The 23004-nt window shown below is 34.9% G+C and carries 23 protein-coding genes and 1 tRNA gene; 10 read left to right on the top strand and 14 right to left on the bottom strand.

Annotated features, from left to right (window positions below):
- Positions 1 to 5 precede the first annotated feature (5 nt).
- The 5 genes from NTY12_00860 to NTY12_00840 all read left to right on the top strand — a co-directional run bounded on the left by NTY12_00860 (position 6) and on the right by NTY12_00840 (position 4638).
- Positions 6 to 791, top strand: a complete 786-nt coding sequence (locus NTY12_00860; GenBank protein ID MCX6792554.1) for a hypothetical protein — start codon at positions 6 to 8, stop codon at positions 789 to 791.
- Between the two features lie 466 nt (positions 792 to 1257).
- A complete protein-coding gene (locus NTY12_00855) occupies positions 1258 to 1428 on the top strand; it encodes a lysine biosynthesis protein LysW (protein ID MCX6792553.1) in 171 nt (56 codons plus the stop codon).
- An 85-nt stretch (positions 1429 to 1513) separates the two neighbouring features.
- Positions 1514 to 2545, top strand: coding sequence for a prepilin-type N-terminal cleavage/methylation domain-containing protein (locus tag NTY12_00850; GenBank protein MCX6792552.1), 1032 nt, complete (start codon positions 1514 to 1516; stop codon positions 2543 to 2545).
- Positions 2532 to 3731: a prepilin-type N-terminal cleavage/methylation domain-containing protein gene (locus NTY12_00845; protein MCX6792551.1), complete on the top strand. Its 1200-nt coding sequence runs from the start codon at positions 2532 to 2534 to the stop codon at positions 3729 to 3731. Before NTY12_00850 ends, NTY12_00845 begins: the two co-directional genes overlap by 14 nt.
- A 352-nt stretch (positions 3732 to 4083) precedes the next feature.
- Entirely contained in the window at positions 4084 to 4638 is a 555-nt protein-coding gene (locus tag NTY12_00840) for a hypothetical protein (protein ID MCX6792550.1), read from the top strand.
- 60 nt (positions 4639 to 4698) lie between these two features.
- Here NTY12_00840 and murD read toward each other — a convergent pair whose 3' ends face one another.
- The 4 genes from murD to NTY12_00820 all read right to left on the bottom strand — a co-directional run bounded on the left by murD (position 4699) and on the right by NTY12_00820 (position 10153).
- Positions 4699 to 5985, bottom strand: a complete 1287-nt coding sequence (gene murD / locus NTY12_00835) for a UDP-N-acetylmuramoyl-L-alanine--D-glutamate ligase (protein MCX6792549.1) — start codon at positions 5983 to 5985, stop codon at positions 4699 to 4701.
- A 28-nt stretch (positions 5986 to 6013) separates the two neighbouring features.
- A complete protein-coding gene (gene polA / locus NTY12_00830; GenBank protein MCX6792548.1) occupies positions 6014 to 8818 on the bottom strand; it encodes a DNA polymerase I in 2805 nt (934 codons plus the stop codon).
- Positions 8819 to 9158: 340 nt separating this feature from the next.
- Complete coding sequence (locus NTY12_00825) at positions 9159 to 9359, bottom strand: DUF378 domain-containing protein (protein MCX6792547.1); 201 nt, start codon at positions 9357 to 9359, stop codon at positions 9159 to 9161.
- Positions 9360 to 9409: 50 nt separating this feature from the next.
- Positions 9410 to 10153: a hypothetical protein gene (locus NTY12_00820; GenBank protein MCX6792546.1), complete on the bottom strand. Its 744-nt coding sequence runs from the start codon at positions 10151 to 10153 to the stop codon at positions 9410 to 9412.
- A gap of 199 nt (positions 10154 to 10352) precedes the next feature.
- On the opposite strand from NTY12_00820, the gene NTY12_00815 reads away from it, so the two are divergent.
- Positions 10353 to 10979 (top strand): hypothetical protein, encoded by a 627-nt coding sequence (locus tag NTY12_00815; GenBank protein ID MCX6792545.1) that lies wholly within the window; start codon positions 10353 to 10355, stop codon positions 10977 to 10979.
- A 69-nt stretch (positions 10980 to 11048) separates the two neighbouring features.
- On the opposite strand, the gene NTY12_00810 is transcribed toward NTY12_00815, so the two are convergent.
- The 8 genes from NTY12_00810 to NTY12_00775 all read right to left on the bottom strand — a co-directional run bounded on the left by NTY12_00810 (position 11049) and on the right by NTY12_00775 (position 17767).
- Positions 11049 to 11124, bottom strand: a tRNA-Ala gene (locus NTY12_00810).
- A gap of 81 nt (positions 11125 to 11205) precedes the next feature.
- Positions 11206 to 11979 (bottom strand): HD domain-containing protein, encoded by a 774-nt coding sequence (locus NTY12_00805; protein MCX6792544.1) that lies wholly within the window; start codon positions 11977 to 11979, stop codon positions 11206 to 11208.
- A 6-nt stretch (positions 11980 to 11985) separates the two neighbouring features.
- Positions 11986 to 12246 carry a hypothetical protein gene (locus NTY12_00800; protein MCX6792543.1) on the bottom strand — a complete coding sequence of 87 codons (261 nt, stop codon included), beginning with the start codon at positions 12244 to 12246 and terminating at the stop codon, positions 11986 to 11988.
- Between the two features lie 39 nt (positions 12247 to 12285).
- A complete protein-coding gene (locus NTY12_00795; protein MCX6792542.1) occupies positions 12286 to 13452 on the bottom strand; it encodes a M23 family metallopeptidase in 1167 nt (388 codons plus the stop codon).
- Between the two features lie 248 nt (positions 13453 to 13700).
- Complete coding sequence (locus NTY12_00790) at positions 13701 to 13997, bottom strand: hypothetical protein (GenBank protein ID MCX6792541.1); 297 nt, start codon at positions 13995 to 13997, stop codon at positions 13701 to 13703.
- A gap of 11 nt (positions 13998 to 14008) precedes the next feature.
- Positions 14009 to 14389: a hypothetical protein gene (locus NTY12_00785; protein ID MCX6792540.1), complete on the bottom strand. Its 381-nt coding sequence runs from the start codon at positions 14387 to 14389 to the stop codon at positions 14009 to 14011.
- Between the two features lie 6 nt (positions 14390 to 14395).
- Positions 14396 to 14788 (bottom strand): hypothetical protein, encoded by a 393-nt coding sequence (locus NTY12_00780; protein ID MCX6792539.1) that lies wholly within the window; start codon positions 14786 to 14788, stop codon positions 14396 to 14398.
- A gap of 57 nt (positions 14789 to 14845) precedes the next feature.
- A complete protein-coding gene (locus NTY12_00775) occupies positions 14846 to 17767 on the bottom strand; it encodes an ATP-dependent DNA helicase (GenBank protein MCX6792538.1) in 2922 nt (973 codons plus the stop codon).
- A gap of 191 nt (positions 17768 to 17958) precedes the next feature.
- Between NTY12_00775 and NTY12_00770 the strand changes: the two genes are divergently transcribed.
- From NTY12_00770 to NTY12_00755, 4 genes are all read left to right on the top strand, one after another.
- A complete protein-coding gene (locus NTY12_00770; GenBank protein MCX6792537.1) occupies positions 17959 to 18729 on the top strand; it encodes a hypothetical protein in 771 nt (256 codons plus the stop codon).
- Between the two features lie 212 nt (positions 18730 to 18941).
- Entirely contained in the window at positions 18942 to 19745 is an 804-nt protein-coding gene (locus tag NTY12_00765; protein ID MCX6792536.1) for a hypothetical protein, read from the top strand.
- 36 nt (positions 19746 to 19781) lie between these two features.
- Positions 19782 to 20243 (top strand): hypothetical protein, encoded by a 462-nt coding sequence (locus tag NTY12_00760; protein ID MCX6792535.1) that lies wholly within the window; start codon positions 19782 to 19784, stop codon positions 20241 to 20243.
- A 43-nt stretch (positions 20244 to 20286) separates the two neighbouring features.
- The gene (locus NTY12_00755; GenBank protein MCX6792534.1) at positions 20287 to 21066 is read left to right on the top strand and encodes a hypothetical protein; all 780 of its coding nucleotides are present in this window, start codon (positions 20287 to 20289) and stop codon (positions 21064 to 21066) included.
- 135 nt (positions 21067 to 21201) lie between these two features.
- Here the strand turns inward: NTY12_00755 and NTY12_00750 are convergent, their stop codons facing one another.
- Complete coding sequence (locus NTY12_00750; protein ID MCX6792533.1) at positions 21202 to 21570, bottom strand: endonuclease domain-containing protein; 369 nt, start codon at positions 21568 to 21570, stop codon at positions 21202 to 21204.
- 147 nt (positions 21571 to 21717) lie between these two features.
- Positions 21718 to 22995: a pitrilysin family protein gene (locus NTY12_00745; protein ID MCX6792532.1), complete on the bottom strand. Its 1278-nt coding sequence runs from the start codon at positions 22993 to 22995 to the stop codon at positions 21718 to 21720.
- Positions 22996 to 23004 lie beyond the last annotated feature (9 nt).

Here is a 23004-nt window from a genome sequence, read left to right as displayed (position 1 = left end):
AATTTATGCCAAATCCAGAAGAACATGATTATGAACAAGTTAACAAAGTTAATTCTTTGTTTGAAGAAGCATTAAAATCTCAGGTTATTTCCGATCTTAAAAACGGTCTTAGTTTTCAGGAGATTTTAGATAACCAGCAAATCGAAAAACCACTCGAACAAGCCGAAGAAGTTGAGTGTTGTGATGGTCGTTGTCCTCATAAGAAGGGTAGCTATAAAGCTATTGCCGGTGCTGGTATTTTATTAAGCAAAGAAGAGCTTAATGATTATATAAAAAGTAATCCAGGCATGAAATATCTTAAAGCTCACGAAGGTTGTGGCGCTGGTAAAATAGCCTTTGAAAAAGCTAAGTCAGCTGGAACTTTGCCAGAAGGTATTTTTACGGCTGAACAGTATGTTGAATGGTGGACGAAAACGACTGCCGCAGAATACAACTTGGAATATAAATATACTCCAGCTAAAGATTTTCAGGATTCAGAGATGAACCATCATGAAGCAGGTCTTATGATAAATTTTGACCCAGCTTTAATTAAAGGCATGCCAAATGTTTTTGTCTCACACAGTGCAGAATGTCTTAATGATGATTATGTCAAAAATGAAATAAGTATTTTAACCGGCATCGCTTTTAGTGATCATGGTTTTGGCAATAGACTTAGTCAAGAAAATCCTTTTTACATTTTTATTTGCGCTAAGAACGAGGCTGAAAAAGAGCATTTAAGTGCTTTAGCTAAAGAAGCAGTTGCTAGTTATGGTGATAAAGTAGTAATTGAGAGCGCTGTTTCTCCTTTCTAGCACCAGATTGACTTTGGGGACGAATATGTTATTCTGTAATAAATTCGTCCCTCTTTGTTTCCAAGGTCGTGCCTAAGAGTTGAGTCGTTTAATCACCCTCCTGATTACCGGTTCTTAATAGGCTTTTGTCTACTCTTAGGCATAACTTTGGCAGCAAATTAACCCGCTTTTGGCGGGTTTTTATTTTCTGTAGTTTTATAAAAACTCACCCCTAGCCCCTCTCTACCCCTGCGGGGTAAAGAGGGGAAAACAATAAATAATAAATCTAAATTTTTATATACATATTTTTAAGTCTAAAAATGCGATATATAAGCTTCCCCTCTTTACGCGTTAGCGTAGAGAGGGGTTAGGGGTGAGTTGTGTTTGTGGGGAAAAACATTGATAAACAGCGTTTAATTAAGTTAAATTTTGTCTATTTTTATTTTCTGTAGTTTTGCTATAATAAAGGTGAACTATTAATTAACTTATGACAACAGTCTCGTGCCCGGTCTGCAATAGCGATGTTATCGTTGGCGAGGAAGCTTATGAGCATGATCTTCTTACCTGCGCTAATTGTGGATCTGATTTAGAGATAGTCTCTTTGTCACCTTTTAAGCTTGTTGCTTTAGGGGATGAAGATGAATCTCTTGATAACTAATTAGATATTTTATTAAAAATGCCCTGAATTTTTTGGGGCGTTTTTATTATAATCGCGGTGCTTTAATGGTGTATAATAAAGTTATATGTTTTCTAATAAAAAAACTGGGTTCACTCTTATTGAGCTACTCGTGGTAATAGCAATTATTGGTGTACTCTCTACCATGGCTATAATAGCTTTAGGTAATGCTAGAGCTAAATCAAGAGATGCTAAAAGAGTAGCCGATATAAAACAAATATCTACAGCCTTAGAATTATATTACGCAGATAATAATAGCTATCCTACTATTATTACTCCGGGTAATAGTATTAGTTCACCAGACGGTACTAAAACATATATGGCTAATATCCCCAACAATCCAACTCCAATGAATGATGGAAATTGTGGTAATAATAATTATACTTATGCCTCTACTTCAGATAATACAAATTATAGTTTGAATTTTTGTTTAGGTAGTGTTGTCGGTTCTAATTCAGCGGGTATTAACTCTAGCTCTAGTTCCGGCATTAATACTGCCCCTGGTCTAGTGGGTTGGTGGAAGTTTGATTCTGTTTCTGTGAGCCAGGTTTATGACAGTAGTCCAACTAAAAATCATTGCACTATTAACGGAACAGTTTCTTATGGTGATCAAGCTAATCATAAATATATTTCATTCTCTCCTTTAAATTATTTAACGTGTCAGAATGGTTATATAAATTTTCAAAGTGACTTTACAGTATCTATTTGGGTAAGTTTTAATAATGATTTTGCTGATTATAGAGGTTATTTTTCGGTTGGTAATGCCAGGGGTGATGGTTCACCATTTTTTCTTTTAAGTAAAATACCGCCAACTGCTTTAACGATTTATAATCAAGGCTATAATTATTTGTCGGCTAGCTCAACTAATGCTCCGACCTGGTATTTCATTACAGTCTCTAAACTAGGCACAGTGATGAAAAGGTATCTTAATGGTCAGTCTATAGCAGATGTTTCTTTTGTTAACGTTGGTAATTCAAATAATATTTACATCGGCAATGGCTGGTCTCAGGAAGCTGACGCCAAAGTTTCAGACGTTCGTGTTTATAATCGTTCTTTATCAGCCGCCGAAGTTTTAGCTTTGTACAATGCGACAAAATAAAAAACAACAATCCGGCTTCACTCTCATCGAGCTACTCGTAGTAATAGCGATTATTGGTGTACTCTCTACCATGGCCATAATAGCTTTAGGTAATGCTCGTACTAAAGCTAGGGACGCCAAACGTGTTGCTGATATAAAACAAATAGCTACTGCTCTAGAATTATATTACGCCGATAATAATAGCTATCCTACTATTATTACACCAGGTAATAGTTTAGTATCACCAGACGGTACTAAGACCTATATGGGCAAGATACCAACTAACCCAACACCAATGAATGATGGATCTTGCTCTAATATTGATTATAGTTATTCAACCAATAGTAATAATTCTTTTTTTTCTGTGTCGACTTGCGTTGGATCTTCTTCAAGCAATATAAATGCAGGAGTAGCGTCCTATTCACCAACTGGTTTATTTTGCTGTGGTCAGAATGTATCTGATATTGATGGCTATTCATATTCTACGGTGCAAATTGGAGCTCAATGTTGGTTGAAGCAAAATTTAAAAACAAAGACCAGACCGAATGGAGTAGCGTTAACTAATTTAACTAATGGTTCAGAAAGAGATTGTGTGTCAAACAATTGTGTAGCCGGAGTGCCGCCTTATTGTAGTAGTCCCTCGTATACATATCAAAGAGGAGTTGAGAATGACTGCCAAAATGGTTATGCGTTATATCTTTGGTCCGCGGCTATGGATCTACCAGGTTCTTGTGATGCTGGAAGTTGCGCTGCCTCTATTACAAATCTTCATCAGGGTTTATGCCCTAGTGGTTGGCATATTCCCACTGATGCTGAGTGGTATGTGCTAGAAAATTATTTGAAGGATAGTAGCTCAGTGGTTTGTACAAGTAGTCGTTTTGGTTGGTCGACTGGTTTTGAGTGCGAAAGCGCCGGACTTAAATTAGCATCAGATGATGTTGCTCAAAGTCTTATATCTTGTAATGGCAACCCTTTGTGTAATACAAGTGGCTTCAGCGGATATTTTGCTGGATCGCGCTCTCCTGATGGTTCTACTTTTACCTATCGAGGTTCATCAGGTGGTTTTATTTCAGCTAGCGAATATTCGGCTGTAAGTTATTATGTTAGAAATATTTGGGCAAACGGAATTACAGGGAATTATACCAAGGTCATAAGATCATCTGTCGGTAAAACATATTCTGGGTCAGTACGTTGTTTAAAGAATTAAGTATGTTTTTTAGATAGATTTGTCAATCAGGCGAGTATTATTGACAAAAATATAGTAACATGTTATAGTCCAATAAATCAGAAAAAAGCTAGTAATTTAAAAATAAAAGCCCGCGAGGGAAAGGAAATAAATAATGGAGATAGCAAAAGTTCCAACTGATGACCTTGCTTCAATAAATGAGGCGGTTCAACGGATCAGTGAGTGGAAAGGCTTTCTTAAGAGACAGCCGGTCATCAAGTTCTCAGATGATCCAACGGATATAAACGAGCTAAAAAATAGCTTTTACATCCCAATTAAGGAGCCGGTTTTTACAGTTATATTTCCAAAATCTTTATTCTATTTTGGAGACTACATGACAGACGACAGAAAAGCAGAGGCCGGTGCAATTTTTATGGCCGATGGAAGCGTTTCAATTATTGGAGTCGGGGATGAAATTAATGAATATGATTACAGTTCGGCCTGGCATCTAATTTCTTTAGCCACAACTGGCGTGAAGATGACTCTTCCTGCTGTTCCAACAAGCGATCTACTTGGAATCGATGAGATAAAAAAACTATCATCTGATTTCAAGACAAGACTGCAGGGATGGGTAGATCTGTTTTCTTTAATACCGGGAGTAAAGGCTTCATTGTATAATGGCGATAACCCCGATAATCTTATTGATCTCCGTATTCCAAGCAGCTGCAAGCATTTAATTAGCATGCAGAGTGATGATTATGATGATTTCTATCTCGAAAAAGACGGCAGCGTTTGTAGATGTGATTACAGTGAAGGAGAAGAAAGTGAAGTATATGAAGAGTGGTTGAAAGATTTTGATCAGGAAAAAGAAACCTGGGCATCTTTCTATCAGAAGGTAGTTAGTTTATTTAAAGAATATACAAACATACTTCCTGTGTCCAAAGAATAAGAAACAAAAAATGTGTTACTTAATAAAGTATATCCAGCAAGAAGGATATACTTTTTTATTTTAGTTAAGCGCTTGATTAAACTGTTTACCTCTATCTTTATAGTTCTTAAACATACCAAAACTTGCTGTGGCTGGGGACATTAAAATAATATCGCCCTTGCTAGCTTTCTTTTGCGCTTTTTTTACGGCGTCGTTCATGCTTTTAGCAATCACAATATTAGTAGTTTTGAAGCCGGCTTTAATAGTTTCTTTCTTTAGGCGAGCCGTAGCTTGACCCTTGAATAAAACTAGATATTTTACTCGCTTAGTAATGTCTTTAGCTAATTTAGAAAAATCTGATTTTTTTTCTGCGCCTGAGGCTAATAATATAATTGGTCTGGAGAATGACTTTAGAGCAGTCTGAGTAGCTTCTGGAGTTGTAGCAAAGCTGTCATTATAATATTCAACGCCATTTTTGTCCCCAACTTTTTCAATTCTATACTCTAAGCCCTTAAATTGTTTGACTGCTTTGGTAATAATAGCATCAGGGATTTTGATAGCTTTAGTTACTAATATTGCCGCGGCGATGTTCTCCTTATTATGCTCACCCGGTAAGTTAGACGCTAAATTAGAACAATTAAAAAATTTAAGCTTAAGTTTTTTATCCTTAATTTTCCCTTTTAGTCTTTGATTAATAACAGCTAATTTAGTAGCTCTGGTAATATTTAACTTTGACTGCCAATAATCATTAAGTGAATGATGATGGTTAGGATTATTAGGATCAGCTGGTGATAAATGTTCTGGGGAAAAATTAGTAAAAACAGCAATTTTAGGGCCAGTTGTTATTTCTTGTAGCTGAAAACTAGATAATTCTAAAACTACCCAATCAGTCGGTTTTATTTGGTTAATAAAAGAAAATGGTGCAACGCCAATATTACCGCCTAGCCAAACTTTTTTCTTAGCAGTTTTAATAATATTGTAAATTAGGCTAGAAGTTGTGCCTTTGCCCTTAGTGCCGGTGACGCCAACAATATTTTTAGTAGGACAAAAGTCCATAAACAACTGCATTGGCCCAGTTAATTTACGAGTTAATTTTTTTCTGTGTTCCGGTTTTATAAATACACCGGGGGAGCGCACAATTAAAGAATAGCTTTTTAGCTCTGGTAATTTTTTATTTAAAATCCAGTTAATGTTTTTATCTTTAACTAAAAATTTATAACGTTCACCTAACTTATCAGCCGCTAAAGTATCCCAGATTGTTATAGTGTTAGTTAGGCCTTGCTCTCTTAACCATAAAGTTAAGAAAAAATTTTCAGCGCCTAGACCAAGTAAAATAATATTTTGTTTTTTTAGCTCATTTAATTTCATATATTAAAATAATTTATAGTCTGTAGCTTCAGCGTAAGACTATTTCTTCCATGTTTTGCCAATTTTTACCATGTTTAATATCGACTAGGACTGGTACATCAAGCGCTAAAACATTTTCCATTATGGTTTTGATTTCCGACGCCGCACTTTTAATTATACTTGGATCAATTTCAAATAATAATTCGTCATGCACCTGAAGTAACAATTTAATTTTATCTTGGTACTTAGTTTTCAAGAATTTATAAACCTCAATCATGGCTAATTTTATCATATCAGCCGCCGTTCCTTGGATCGGAGTATTGATAGCCATTCTTTCGGCGCTACGACGAACCATAACAGCTTTAGCATTTATGTCAGGCAAGAATCTTTTGCGACCAAATAGAGTTTCAACATAGCCAGTTTTTTGCGCTTGGACGATTGTGTGATCAATATATTTTTTAATACCAACATAAGTTGCAAAATAGCGATCAATAAAATCTTTCGCTTCTTCATAAGGAATTTCCGCGGTTTGTGATAAACCATGTGGGCCTTGTCCATATAAAATTCCAAAGTTAACAGCCTTAGCGGCCCGGCGCATATCTTTCGTTACCTTACTGACATCAACTTGGTTAATAGCAGCCGCTGTAGCCGTGTGAATATCTTGGTTGGCTTTAAAGGCTTTAACTAGCCCAGGGTCTTTTGATAAATGAGCAGCTAAACGAAGCTCAATTTGAGAGTAGTCAAAACTGATCAATTCCCAACCTTTTGGAGCCACAAAAGCATGGCGAATAAGGCGTCCAAGCTCTGTTTTTACTGGGATGTTCTGTAAATTAGGCTCTGTTGACGATAAACGGCCCGTAGCGGCGATTGTTTGGTTAAAAGTGGTATGAAGGCGCTTAGTCAAAGGATTAACCAATAAAGGCAAATTTTTGATGTAAGTTGAAGACAGCTTGGCTAGCTCTCTATATTCCATGATTTGCTCAATAATTGGGTGCTGCTTTTTTAGCTTCATTAGTTCGTCAACACCAGTCGATATTCCGGTTTTAGTTTTACCAATTCCAAAAGTAGAAAGTTTTAATTTAGTAAATAAAACTTCTTGCATTTGTTTAGGTGAGGCAATGTTAAAAGTCATGCCCGCCAATTGGTAAATCTTTTTTTCTAAAGTTTCAATTTCAGCATCAACTTTTGTTTCTAGGTTTTTTAGATAAGTAATATCTAATTCAATACCATTTAGTTCCATGTCAATTAAACAAGCAACTAAGGGCATTTCGATTTTAGAAAATATTTTATCTAATTTCTCTTGTTTTAATTCTGGCTCTAAAATTTTAGCTAAACGATTGGTGCAATCAGCATCCTCGCAAGCGTAAATTCCTAAGCGTTTAATATCAACCGTGCCATAAGTTTGTTTAGTTTTGCCGCTGCCTAATAAATCATCTTTAGAAATTTTTTCAAATTCTAACTTTTCTAAACTAACCGCATCTAAACTATATTGGCGATTGCCGGGGTTTAGAACATAGGCAGCAATCATAGTGTCAAAATATAGCCCAGCCGGACGGATGCCGAAGTGATATAAAAATTCAATATCGAATTTCGCATTATGACCAATTTTTTTAATTGTTTCATCTTCTAAGATTGGTTTGAGTAATGTTAACCAAGGATGAGCCGTGGTTTTAGTTTGCTTGTTCCAGGAAAATAAATCTTTAGTAACTTTGCCGTTTAATGGCTCTTGATTTACTACTACAAAATAAGCTTCACCGGCTGTCCAGGCAAAACTTAACCCAACTAAACGATCATTAGTACTATCTAGACCACTAGTTTCAATATCAAAGGCGAATTTTTTTTGTAGTTTTAGTTTTTTTAGAAAAGCTTTGAATTTCTTTTCATCATCAATAATTTCGTAATTAAATATTTTTGTATCACGATCAAATTTGTCTTCAGAGCGAGTAACATTTTGTTCCTTAGAAGAGTTAGTGGTTTTTAATTGTAATAAGCGGGGGATTAAGGACTTAAACTCCATTTCACGGAAAAAATTAACCGCCTTCTCTAAATCAAAATTACCAAAGTTAAGATCGGCTTCATCAAACTCTAGTGGTACATCTTGTTTAATGGTTGCTAAATCATAGCTCATCAAAGCATCTTTTTTATGCTCAACTAGTAATTCTTTAATACGTGGTCTAATCCACGGGTCATTAATATTTTTATAAAGATTAGTGACGGTTTTGAATTTTTGTAGAAGTTCCACGGCAGTTTTTTCACCGATTCCTCTAACTCCAGGAATATTATCGCTGGGGTCGCCGCGTAATGCTTTATAATCAATCATTTGATCAACACCTAAGCCAAATCTTTCTTCAACCGCCTTATCATCGTAAATAAAACTATCAGTTAAGCCATGGCTCATGGTATAGATTCTCGTGTCTTTATTAATTAACTGCAAAGTATCTAAGTCGCCCGTGACAATCATTTTTTCAGCGTCTTTTATTCTTTTAGATAAAGTTCCGATGAGGTCATCAGCTTCAAAGCCCGCCACTTCAAAAATAGGGATGGCTAAAATAGTTGCTAATTCTTTAACTCGCGGAATTTGTTCATATAGTTCATCGGCAGCTTTAACGCGCGTGGCTTTATATTCTTTGTAAGATTCGTGCCTAAAAGTTGGACCTTTTTTATCCATAGTCAAAGCAACCATGTCAGGCTTTAGCTCTTTAATAGCCTTTAACAAAAAAGACGTAAAGCCATAAACAGCATTTACTATCTCGCCTTTACTGGTTGTCATGCTCGTAGGCAAGGCATGAAAGCTCCTGTGAATCAGGGCGTGACCGTCAATAATTAGTAGTTTTTTCTTCTTTTTAGTGGCCATAGATATAGCTTATTATATCATAGAATGCCTCTTCTTCGGACTCTCCTGGATTTATATAAATAAATGTTTTTTCTTTAGCAAAATACTAATAAACGCTGCCGCTAGGGCTTACTTTTGTAGCCAAAAGTAACAAAAGCTTTGGGGGCTTCAACTCGCTATTACATTGTTTGCCTTTTATATCGACAATCACGGCGCTCGATTCAGCCCCCAAACCCCTTGGTGTTTTTAATGCCTTAATAGTTCTTAGTCTATACAACTAATTCATCTCAGTGTTTACGTGAATATAAGACACCCCTCCCTGCGCTATGCGCGGGGAGGGGTTGGGGGTAGGGTAAAAGGATTAGCTCTTTCTATTGGCAGCTACGTAAATCATGTAAACGCTGGCTAGGCCAACTAGAGCGTAGACTATGCGTGTTGCTGAGCTCATTTTCCCTAATAGGAAAGCAACTAGGTCAAAGTTGAATATACCAACTAGTCCCCAGTTTAAACCACCAACAATAACTAGAATTAGGGCAATCATGCCCAATGGAGTCATTTTCATATTTTGTAAATTGTTAATTAGTAATATAATTATATCATTTTATAATTATATTAGCATATTTCATTGGCGCCGCGCCAAGCTAGCTCAAAAATTGCCCTTTGTGATCTAGCGATTTCTTCAGATTCAATTATCATGCCAAACATTTCTTTGCCATAGCTTGAAATCGCTATCTTATTACCGTAGATATTAATTTCATTATTCATCGGTAAAAATTTTTCATCAACTATTTTAACAGTTCTAAGTTGGGCTAGGTTTTTATCCATGTATTTTATAATTTCTGGAGTTTTTTTATAAATACCTCGTACTCGAATGCCTTTATCAACTCTAGCTTTTATATATTCCTCAGCATATTTGGGAATATAACGTAGGACATCGTCGCCGCAAAAGATTAGTATTTCGCCGCCCTTTTTAAGAGTTTTTAAACTATCATTGCTCATTTCTTTAATTCCTTCTTTGCCCTCAAAGTATTTTACATTCGGTATTATTTTTGGTGAGTTATATAAGCTCTGTAATATTGGCAAGGCTGATAGTAAGTCTTGCTCTTTCTCTTTTAATTTTTGCATTAGTATTTCCGGGTCAGCTGGATAAAAGTATTTACTATTCTTTTTGATAGAAGCATGAACTAAGCCTTCTTTTAATAGGGAATAGAGGGCATCATAGGCAGTTGGTCTTTTTAAGCCCACCTTCTTGGCCAGGAAATAAGCCGTTGAACCACCTGATTCTAGGCAAGCTAGATATAGATCGGCTTTCTTGTCTTTAATATCAAGTTTTGCCAGAATGTTTTTTATGTTCATATTTATGAATTAGTCGTAACTTTCCGACTACAATTTAGGGTATCATATATACTCATAAATGTCAATGTTTATAGGTATATTGTGAATGCTAGAGCATTTTTTTATAAACTTTATACGGAATAGGTTGAATAAATATGTCAATAGTATATTCTAGAGATAGAACATTAACAATTAAATAACCAAAAAATAAGGATAAATAATGATGAAAAACGAATTTTCAACCAAAATGAAGGAAGAAGAAAAGGTTACAACACCTATTAAAATCAAAGCGTTTTTTGAGGTGTTTGGTTTTATAAAGAATCACGTTGATATAAACAAGGTACAAAAAGTACCTCATGTAAGAGTGCTTGATTTAAGTGTCCCAATAATTGCTCAGGCCTGGACTCTAAATTGGGCCGAAAGAAATAAAGAGTTTTTACCTATTTATCGTTACGAAGAAGTTTCCCATAGCGATAGAAGCTTTATATTTTTTGATAAAAATGGTGAAAAAATGTATGAAATGAAAAAATATGATGTTAAGAAGCATTCTTTCCCCTTTGTCTTCATGCGTAAAAAAAATGAAATTATTGGTGATTCCTTTGATTCCTCGTTAAATAAAATGACCATATCCGATCAGAAAAAGATTATATATCTTCTTAGTATATTGAATCGTTTTGATCCCTATCACACAAAGGAGCCATTAAGTACAGAAATAGTTTTATTTAAAATTCCTTTTGGCGAACAAATTAATATATGGCTAAAAGAATTGAAATGGTTAGAAGGGCAACATGCTAAAGGGTATTACAATAAATTTAATGAATGGAGGATTGGAGACGGTTTTGATTAGGGAGAATAATTGGTAAAGTCCGAAAATTCTAATTAATAAAAGCAGATCAAAACGATCTGCTTTTAAATTTGGTGGACCCTACCGGGCTCGAACCGGTCACCCCCGCGTTGCAAACGCGGTGCTCTACCAAATGAGCTAAGGGCCCAAGAATAACCTCAAATTTAACTGAAGTTATTTGATACTTAAAGATTTTAAACTAAAATAAGCTTATTGTCTAGGGCGAGGACTAATCCATCTGCTCTACGGCTTCAATCTCCTTGTTTATTTTTTCCAGAAGACTGGCGCCTGCATTGGGATAGGCAAGTAGAGCTTCTTGGAATATTGGCAAGTAGACTTCCTTTGTTTCCTTGATTGTTTTTAGTCTTTTCTCGGGAGTGTTATTTTTTAGTGATCTAAGATTATGTAATCTGTCACACATTTTTAAGAGAATTGTGTCAGGAGAACCTTGTAGCAAGTTGTTAATATAAGCATCATGGGCTTCCTTCTTATTTTTAATTTCTACTCCATCAACCTTTGGTTTAGTTAATCCAATGACGAGCTCAGACACTTTTTTGTTAAAAGTTTTGCTTAAATGATAATCACTTTCTTCTTTCCAGGCCGAGTAAGCTAGATTAGAATTACCAAAGATAGGAGAGTCTTCAATTGAATCGTGCAATAAGCAAGCAATAGTTAAATTCGGATCTTTTATTTGACATTCATCAATCAAGATTAGAGCTACACTTCTTAGATGTTCAAAATATCTTTCGCCAGAATCTCTTTTTTGTGTTCGATGAGCTTCTTTCCCTAGGTTATAGCCACGCATAACATCCCATTTTTCATCCCTGGAAAGGCCCTCTAGTCGTGCTTCAAAACTTGCTCTGTTCTCCTCGTTTTTTTTCTTGTCTTCCTCTGTTTCTGGTAAAAAATTATTGTCTTCAATGACACTGTCAACTAAAAATCCTTCTGTATTTTCTGGAGTTTCGGAATTTTGCCCTATATTTTCGCCTGGTTTTAATATCATATAATTTTAACTTAAATCTGGATTAGAATATTTTAGTAAAGGTGAAAGTATAAATTCCATAAAGCCGGTAATTAAACCAGTCATGGTTAAAACACCTAGAAAGAAGAGAAGTAAGCCAAATAATTTGTAACCTAGTCGTGAACCCCCTGAACTGGCTAACTTTTCTTCAAAGAATTCAATGCGACCAAAGAAACCAAACACAGCCTCTGATTTTATAGTTATCAGTGCGCCTGCTACGGTCATGATTAAGCCAATAATGAAACTCATATTTTCTTTTAATTTAACTTAAGATTAAGAATCAGTCAATTAACGAGTGTAGTTAAGCGGGTTATAACGTGCTCCGTTTAGCATAACTTCAAAGTGAAGGTGCGGTCCTGTTGAACGGCCGGTTGAACCCATGGCGGCAATATATTGCCCCTTGGTAACCTTTTGTCCAACTACCACGTCAAAAGCGGAAAGGTGACCATAACGTGTTGTTTTCCCACCACCATGGCTAATAATAATTTGGTTACCATAACCACCTCGGTTATAGCCAACCGTTGTAACAACGCCGGAGTCAGCCGCGTAGATTGGTGTTCCAATATGATCGGCAATGTCTACTCCGGTATGTCGCCAAGAATAGTACTGAGTGATTCTATGTCCGGTTGTTGGCCACGCCATTCTTCCTCCAGCAGGAATTATGGCTGTCGAATCTCTATCGCTAGAAATAATAGCTCTTAATTTTTCAGCGCCTAAAGAAACTTGTTTAGTTGTTGCTTTAACAATTGTATTGCCTGAAGCACTAGCTAGCTGGCTAGCACCTGGGATTAAAAGTTTCTCGCCAATTTTAATTTGGTTAGGATTGCTTATGCCGTTGGCCTTAAGAATGTCTTGTTCGCTAACGTCATATAGCTTTGCAATTGCACCTAAGGTTTGTCCGCGAACAACAGTATGTCCGACACCAGAGCTTGGTAGGATTGTTAACTGGTTACCCGGTTTAATTAGACTAGTAGCCTTAAGGTCGTTTTCCCATAGAATAGTATTTATACTAATTCCAAAGCGTCTTGCGATACTACTGATTGTGTCGCCATTTTGTATTGTGTAGCTTATTGCCGTCGACCGCTTTTCTACTATCTTGGTAGCACTTTCTTCAGTCTGACCTTGTTCTTTTGTTAGGATGCTCACTTTTGATCTTAGAGAGTTCTCACCATATTTAAATCTTCTGTCCAACACAGCAACATTGAGATTTGGGTAGTCTTCTATTAGTTGTCCAGAGTCTGATCTATCCTCGCCAATTAGGTTGGCTAATTTAGTTTTACCAACCAACTCATCAGATGATGTTACTTTTTGCTTTACTGCTAAATTACTATATATAAGAAATATTCCTAAGATGATTATCAGTGAGTGGACAGCTATTCTACCCATCAAAATACCAGAAATTTTCCCTCGAGTAGATGATATCTGACTAGAGTCCAATATTTTTTTTGTAAGCAAAATGTAGGCTCGGTAAGAAGGCACAATCAGGCCGCTAAATATTAGCTGAACGAGCCAGATAATTGGACTCAGTATGACAGTAACAAAAAAAGCGGTAGTGAGCCTCTTTATATGAATGATAAATTTTAGCAAAGATAACAGTAAATTAACTGATATTTGCTTTAATTTACTACTAATATGCGTGGTGTTAAATACTCTAAATAACCAATATATAATAACATAAAGTCATTGACGGGTCAATCCATTTTTTACTTCTTTTTGCGGTTCTTTTTTTCTTCGCTAGTCCCCAAAAGATCAATCATTTTTTTAACTCCTGTAACAATCAAACTTAAGTATGAAGTAGTAAAAGTAATTTTTTCTTTGACCATGGTTATGATTTCATCAACTGCTTGAATTTTTTCTTTTATTTGTTTGACTGCATGATAACCTTGTTTAACTGTCATGACAGCATAATAAAGTAGCCAAACGATAAAAGCTGTCAACCATAAAGCGCAGAAAGCTAGCACTAGAAATAAGATATCTTGGCTATTAGTAATAAAAGACATATTTGTTTTAATTATTTTTTAATATATTTATCAATTGTGTCGCCAATTTTCCCTTCAGAGAAAACGATTATACCAGAATGGTCATGACCAATGCAGAGTTCATCTTCAGCACAAATCATACCTTCAGAATCAACTCCTCTAATACTGGCTTGCTGGATTACAATTCCGTTAGGTAGGGCTGCCCCAACTAAGGCAACTGGAACCAATTGTCCAATGGAAATATTTGGTGCTCCACAAACTACTTTTAAGTGTTTGCCGACGTTAACGGTCGCAAGTTGTAGGCGATCAGCGTTAGGATGATTTTCAATTGCCACAATTTGCCCAACTACGACCTTAGGAAATTTAGTTTTATTATTTTTGTTTGAGAAAAGATTTGTTAAGAATGATAGCATATGTAATTATTCATTTTTAAGACGCTCAGATTCTAAGCCTAGTAGCAAAAATTCTAGCGTGGTTACCCCTAAAATAAGGAGGATAACATTTAATGTATTAAATAGTTTATGGGAAAGAAAGAACATGATTATTGTTATCATAACAGCGGCGAGAAAACCTTGCCTAAAAGCAACTATGACTGAGCGCGCAACAAGTTCATGTTTTAAGAATAAGAATCTAACAATAAAACCAATAATTGCAGCAGAACCAGACAAAGAAATTAGTAAGGTTATGTAAAATAGAGCAATTCCAATCCAGCTAGTTGTTTGCGGATCAACTGTTAAGACAACAATACCAAAGCCAAGCCAGGCGATTAGCGTGGCGATTATCATTAAAGCTAAATAAGTTCGGAGAGTCATAATTATTAGCAACTATAAAGTATTGTTATTATACACTTTTTGCTTGTTGTTTTCTACTTAGATTTGGGTAAACTCACACATTTTTTTATAAGGACAGTTTTTACACATAATGCCTGGTCGAGGAGTAAAGTCAAAGCTCTTGATTTCGCTAATTAAATCAAGCATTTTTTGCTTAACTTTATCAATTTCCCCGTCTTTTGCTGTGAAGCTTACTTTCTCATTATCCTTTAGATAGTAAAAACTGAGTTTAGAAATTTTCATCTTAAAGTTCTCTTCTAAGGCTGCTTGATAAAGTAGTAATTGTTGCTTTTGTTCAAAGCCAAAAGTTTTTGGTTTTTGGCCAGTCTTATAATCAATGATTTCAAAAGTTCCATCAGCGAGCTTGTCAACGCGATCTATGGCGCCAGTTAAAATTTCTTTGCCTAAAGATAAGTTAAACTTTTTTTCTAGGAAAGCAATAACTGGTTTTTCATCACCTAACTCTTTTTGCAAAGTTTGTAACATTTTTTTACCAAGCGCTTTATAATCGTCAGCTTCTTGTTTGTCGCGGTAACCACTGTTTACCCAGTACTCATCATAAAGCTCAAGTAATTTTTTCAAGCTTAAGTCGGCTGCCTTGGCATCTTCATCATTAAACAAACTCGGTTGCTGCCAGGCGTTAGTTAGGAGCGGCAAAAAGAATTGTCTTAAGCAAGAGTGAATCACGCGACCAAAAGTAAAATAAGAAGTATCTTCGGTCGGCATTTTTAAGATATAAATAAATTTATATTCCCAAGGGCAGTTTTGAAAAGTTTTTAATTGTGAAAAAGAGAACTTTTCAGGTAAGGCATATTGCACGCGATCTGGAGTGTTATCAATTTGTTCTAAGTCGCGTTCAAATTCATTTTTAATAGCGGCTTTAGAAGCGATCGTTGGTAGTTCAGCTTCATTAACAAACTTAGATGGTTTTTTATCACGTAGTCCACCGTAGTCACGAGCGCCAGTACAGTACAAACCAAATTTAGCGCGTGTCATCGCAACATAAAACAAACGGCGCTCTTCTTCAATGTGAGAATCTTTACTGGTGTTTATTACTCCGCCGAGTTCTTCAGGAATAGGTATTTTTTCGCCGCGATTATCAACCGGGAATTTTCGGTCAACTAAGTTAACGATAAAGACATGCTCAAATTCTAAACCTTTGGCGGCGTGTACGGTCATGACTTTAACTGTATCAGCGTCATCAAAATTAAAACGTAAACCGCCAGTTTCGCCAGCTTCCATTTCTAAGGCAATCAAACTTAAGAAATCTTTAAGCGTACCCTGCTCATCAGCTGACTCAAAGTTTTTTATTTTTGAATAAAACTGATTTAAGAAAGAGAAAGATTCTTGATCAAGATCTTGGTCTAAGTGTTCAATAATTAGATCTCTAACGGTATGTAAATAGACTTTAGAAGCTTTGTCATTTTTAGCTAAGTCAGAATGATGCTTGATAGAATCAAGCAGATGTTTAATGTTTTTGCGTGTTTTATCGCTTAATTCATTGATTAAATCAGCGTGCTGTAGAGTTTCAAATAAAGACCAAAGTTTTTTGCGTCCCCATTTATTGAGAATCAGAAGGTTTTCATGATCAACTCTGAAGCTTGCTAAGTTAAGCGCGCGATATAGTGAAGCGGGCTCATGATGATCATCTAATAATTTTAAGTAAGCTAAAATATCAAGAATCACCTGTTTATAATACAAACCTTTAAGCGACACAAAATGATTAGGAATATTTTGTCTGGTTAATTCTTTGACAAATTTATCAGCCGTATCATTAGCTCGAACTAAAATAGCAATATTTGCCCAGGTAACTTTTTTGTCATGTAATTCCTTTATCATGTCGGCGACGGTCTTGGTTTCTTCAAACTCAGTGGCAAAATCATAAAAATCAGCTGCGCCTTTTTCTTTAGTTTTAGAAACTAATTTTTTATCAAGCTTTAATTTAGCTTCAAGTCGATTGGGATTGTTATGAGTAATGAAAGTATAAGCATGATCAAGAACGACTTGGCCTGAGCGATAGTTTTCCGTTAAGACAACTTCCTTGGCTTTTGGATAATCATCTTTGAATTGCATGATGTTTGATAATGATGCACCACGAAAACGATAAATACTTTGGTCATCATCACCTACGGCAACTAAATTATTATTAGGTAAAGCTAACAATTTAATTAGTTCATATTGAATCTTATTAGTATCTTGAAACTCATCAACCATGATGTACTTAAATTGTTCACGATATTTGGCTAAGATATTTGGGCGTTCCTTAAATAGTTTTATGGTGTAACGGACAAGGTCGCCGAAATCAAGGAAGCCTTCTTTGACCAATAGACGATTATAAATATGATAGCCGTTGGCTAGTTCGTTAATACGACTAGCATCAAGTTCATCAGCTTTATCATCCGAGCTATGAATTTTATCAGCATCAGCGATTTTTTCTCCAGCTAATTTTAAGTAATCCTCGGCTAAAATATTTTCATTTTTCAATCTTGAAAAATGACTTATTATTTCATGAATAAATTTTGTTGGGTCGCCTAATGGCTTGTAATAATCAAATTTAAATTCAGCTAAGTGTTTGCGGATAAACATCCATTGTTCAGTCTGATCTAAAACTTTGAAATTAGGAGATAGTCCAATATCTAGTGCGTGATCGCGTAAAATTCTTTCGCCAAAACTGTCAAAAGTGTTAATCCACAAATTTACATAACCATAAGGCAAAAGCTTGTCAGCGCGTTCTTCTAATTCAGCTGCACCTTTCTTCGTAAAAGTCGTTAAAAGTATTTGTTCAGGATAAACTTTTTTTTCTTGGATTAGCCAAGCTAAGCGGTTTATTAAAACAGTGGTTTTACCAGTTCCAGCACCAGCCACAATCAACATTGGGCCACTATCGTGCGTTACAGCCTCTAATTGAGCCTGGTTAAGATTGTGCAATATTTCATTAGTTTTTGTAGTAGTTTTTTTCATATAGTGCCTTTATTTTAGCACGATAAAGCTTGATTAGAGTAGTATTGACAAAAATACTAAAAAATACTAATATACTGGATTACGATCTTTGAAAAATACTCCTTAAATATTAAATAGTAAATTTTTTACCGAAATTATTGGGTAAAGAACTTACTATTTAATTAACTTAAATTTATAAGGAGTAAAAAGAAATGAAATCAAACAAGTATTTCTTGTTTTTTGCAAGTTCAGAAAACTATAGTATTGTTCTTTGGGCAGCAATTATTGTGGTTGTCATATTTATCGAAAGTGTATTGTTTCAGACTGGCAAGATTGTTATAGACCCCCTAAGCTTTGATATCCTTTATTTATTTGTGCTAGCTGTTGTGATAGCAACTTTAATTTCGGGTATTAATTCTGCGATTTGCCATAGGGTGATTAATAATTATATAACCCAACCTTGCTTTAGAGGTTTCTCTCCTGGATTTCATGAACACAAAAAGATATTGTCTACGATAGAAAAAATCGTTTTTGTTGATAAGCCTATTTGGGGAAAAGGCGAAGAGCACGTAGTTAATTGGCATAATGATTCAGGTACTAATTACGAAATCGACTTCGGTTATATTGTACCTCTTGGCCATTATTCTCTTAATATAAGAATGGCCGCTACTGTTAAACTGGATGAAAAATCATTTGACCCGAAAGAGTTACATAAATTAATTCAATCGCTCAGCTACAATAGTAAGTCCCATTCAATTGAATCTTTGCTGATAGAAAAGTTCAGGAGTTTCGGAAAGCCAAAAGCAGCTGCAATAGAAGTTTTGTCTAAAAAATTTCTCAGAAGAGAAATATCGGTTGATTATTTTGTTGATAAGATTGAAGAAATTTTCTTGCCTGATGATGTTGGGCTTATTCTTAGCAACATTCAGGAGGCGGAATTAGCACTTTGTAATCCGGAAATAATCATTATCGAAGATGAATAAAAGGTTTCAAAGAAAAGAGTTGAGAGGCCTGTATTTTTACAGACCTCTTTTCCTTAGTTACTAATATAGCATTGACAATAATATGTAAATATACTAATCTATTGAATCAAGAACTTTGAAAAATACACCTTAAAATTAATTAAATAATAGACTAATCGCCTAGTTTTTAAGCGCTTAATCTATTATTTAATTAAAAAACAAAAGGAGTCATTATGGACGATCTATTAAAGCGTTATTATTTGTTTTCGGTAAAGAATTCTTTTTCTTTACTTATATTTCTATTTTCGTGTTGTGTCGGTGGCACTATATTTGCAGGTTTTTGTATGTTCGGCGTAGCAGATGTGTCTAATTATTCTCATGATATATTTTATTTTTTTGTGATAGTTTTAGTTTTATTAGCACTCGGCTATATTAATGGCATCTTTGTCAGTTCCGGAGTAAAAAAATATATATCAATGCCAAGTAATCGTTATCAGCTAGAAAGTTCAAGGTGTTTAGAGAAAGATGAGAGTGCTTATCAAATCATTGTTTTTGAAGATGGTACTGTAAAATATCTTTATGAACCGGTTTTGAGCAAAGGAAAGATTCATTTAATTACGTTAAAAACAGATGAGGTAGAAGGATTGGAAGATTGTGAGTCAGGTAAGTTTAGTTTGTCATTTACTTATTCAATAAGAATAAAATTTGATAACTACGTTCTAGTTCCTCGATTTCGTATTAGGTTCTATTTTATCGATGATCCTGATCCTAAAGAACTTTATAATAAGATTATAGAGAATAACGAAAGATCAATTAACGATTATTTATTAAAAGAGTTTCAGTTAATTAATAATTTCTCTGAGTCGGTAAAATCCTCCATAAAGTATTTAGCAGATGAGCTTATTGCTGATAAAATTTCTAAACAATCTTTTATTAAAGGAATAAAACTGCACATCGATTTTCCTAAAAATTTATTAAGTGCCATTTACAAGTGTGACTTTGTCGAGAAGGATGAAGACGTATTTATTGATACATAAATTTTTTGTAAAACATAAAACTAAAGGAGTTAGTTAATGATTAGATTAAAACTAAGTTGGATTAACTTTTATAGAAGTTATTTCAATCTAATAGTAAAGCCAGAGCAGATGTACTTTGAGAATTTGCGTGGCAAACAGATATTTATCCCAAAAGGATTGACCCTGTTACAGGCAGCAAGAGCTTTAAAGGAAAAAACAGAAAGTTATGAAGTCTCGCCTCATATGGATGAGGAAATATCGAAAAACCTGAGAAGCGCTGATGAAGATTATACTCAGCTCATAGCTATTAAGGTTAAGGGCCGCAGTAAAAATAATTTAGTGTTTCTTTCAAAAGAAATTACTTTATTGGAAGGCTTAATTTTTCAATTAAGACACTTTTTTACTGAGGGTAAATTTTTCAGTAAAAGGATAATTTGTGCAGGCACTGAAGGCTTCGGCGGTACTAACCCGGTTATAGTTATTGTAAAAAAGAAGTTGACTGTTGAGTTTATAAAGTAGTAATAAAAAGTAAATTATTTTTTAATTAAAACGGAGATTTATAATGAAAATCTTATTGATTATTGCTGTTAGTATATTGGCTTTTTCTATGCAGTCTGCTTCGGCGATGGATACCTTGTATTATCAGAAAGGCAATTCAATCATAATAAGCCAAAAGCTTAATGAATATAAAGTGCCAGATAATACAATATTTACCATTGATGAAATTAAACAATTAGCCAGCGGTCAAATGGTTAAGAGATCAGTTGAATCGGCTGATGAGGTAAGTGGCTTTTCTTATGGGCTTATAGTAAAGATTTATAATCATAGCTCGCACTATAGAGCCACAGACTATAATAAAATCGAAAAGTTAACTCCCAATGAGGCGTTCTTAAGGGAGGAAGTAGATTTAAGCTCTTCCTTCTTTATGGTTTATCTACCTGGCTTGTTCCTGTTTATTCTAGGATTTTTTCTAGCAAAAGAAAAGGTATTAAAAGCTGCAGTAACTTTTAATGTAGCCTTCGCGCCGGTTCTTGCCGCAACTATTTCTAGAAGTTCAGTCTTAACATTACTTGTATCTATTTTATGTTTGGTCGGGCTATCAGCGATTTATTGGAAGAAAAATAAAAGTATAGATGAAAACTACTCATACGTAGGTTCGTATTTGGTGTTAATTGGATTATCTGTTTTATTCCCCCTTATCTCTCTATTAACCTTGAGAGAAAATCTGACTGGGTTTAATTCAGTTTACTTGGTAGTATATGTAATATTATGTGCTCTTTGTTTATTTATTCCAAGGTTTTTACATTTAATGTTTAGAAAAACCGAGGTAGTAAAAAACTAGAAATAAGAATTATATTAAAAACCCCTGACAGGAATGCCAGGGGTTTTCTATTTATTTCAGCAGTTTTTCAAAAACTTTTTTATCTTCGTTTGCCCTATCCCTAGCCCTTTCCCGCGCGGGCGCGGGCAAGGGAAATTATAGAAAATAGTTTTGAATAATTGATTCGATATGATTTCTTAATTTCTGAAACACTAATATTGGAGTAGATATAATTTCTTCATTAGTGATTCTTATAATTTCAACCCCATACTGTTTAATAATTTGTTGTCGTTTAATGTCAGCATTCATATTTTTGGGTATGTTATGAATTCCTCCATCAACTTCAATTCCTAGTTTTAAGCTTTGACAATAGAAATCTAGAATATATCCCGCTATTACATACTGACGTCGGAATTTATAATTTAGTAGATACTCGTCTTTTAATATTTGCCACATTATACTTTCAGCTTTAGTCGGGTTAGAACGAAATTCACGAGCTAAAATAATTTTATTCTTATAAGACATAACCGTGTTTATTTGAATAAAAGACACCCCTCTCCGCGTAAGCGGGGAGGGGTTGGGGGTAGGGCCTGATGATAGACCGGAATGATTTGAATAGAAATATGAATTAAGCGGGGAGGGGTTGGGGGTAGGGTAAAACTTGTCTTGGATTTATTTCAACAGCTTTTCAAAAACTTTTTTATCTTTATATGGTCCGATAATTGCCAGATTAAGATTTTTCGGAATAAAGATTCTTTGCGCTAGTTTTTGAACATCTTCACGAGTAATCTTTTTAATAGCGGTTAAGAATTCTTCCGGAGTAATTGGCTTTTTCTTTTTAGGTTGCTGATGATTCAAAACTAATTGCATAGCGTACCAGCTAGCGACATCATCAGGGCTTTCCAGACCAAGTAAAATTCTTCCAGCAATAAATTGTTTAACGCGAATTAATTCTTTTTCAGTAATAAGCTCAGTGGCCATTTTTTTATATTCGCCAAGTATAATCTGAATAGCTTTAGTTATTTTATCAACTGTAACACCAGCGCGAGTTGTTAAATAACCAGTATCGCTCCAGTTCATGTTTTGAGTTTTAACATAGTAGCAGAGTCCGTTTCTTTCACGTAGATTGATAAACAAACGAGAACTCATTGGTCCGCCTAAAATTGTGCCTAAAACTTTTAGGGCCGCTTCTTCTTTGGCACCATAAGGCACTGTTCGGACGCCGAGAGAAAAGTGAGCTTGGTCAGTTTTTTTATACTCAAGATTGACCGCTGGTTTTAATTGCTTCTCTTTGGTAACTATTTTTTTCTTAGCCACGCCTCGGCTAAAACTTACAAATGTTTTTTCTAATAATTTCTCTGGATTTTTTGGCAACTTTCCAGCTAGACAAACAAAAGTACTTCTAGTTTTATATTGACTCTTAAAGTACTTAATAAAATCTTGGCGATTAAAGCGAGCAATATTTGCTTTAGTGCCGATAACACTCCAGCCAGCTGGTGTGTCACCGTATAAACATTCTTCAAAAACATCTTCAATATGCATCATTGGGTTATCAAGATACATATTAACCTCTTCGGTAATAACACCGCTTTCACGCTTAATTTCTGTCTGATCAAATTTAGAATTTAACAGCATGTCTGATAAAACGTTGATCGCTGGAACAATTTGATTAGCAGCTGTCTTTACCCAAAATCCAGTATATTCTTTATCAGTAAAAGCATTGTATTCGCCACCTAAACTATCCAATTCAGAAGATATCATTAAAGTGTCTGGTCGGCTTTTTGTTCCCTTAAAGAACATGTGTTCTAGAAAGTGTGATAAACCACTTGTACTTCTTGTTTCATGTTTTGAACCAGTTGCCATGATTATTAAAATGGCTGTTGTTTTTGCGCCAGCCATTGGAATGGTTACTAAATTCAAGCCACTCTTCGTAGTTTTTATTTTATACATATATTTTTT

This window comes from Candidatus Falkowbacteria bacterium (assembly GCA_026396835.1).
GTDB lineage: Bacteria > Patescibacteriota > Patescibacteriia > Patescibacteriales > Patescibacteriaceae > Patescibacterium.
This window is presented reverse-complemented; position numbering and strand designations above follow the sequence as displayed.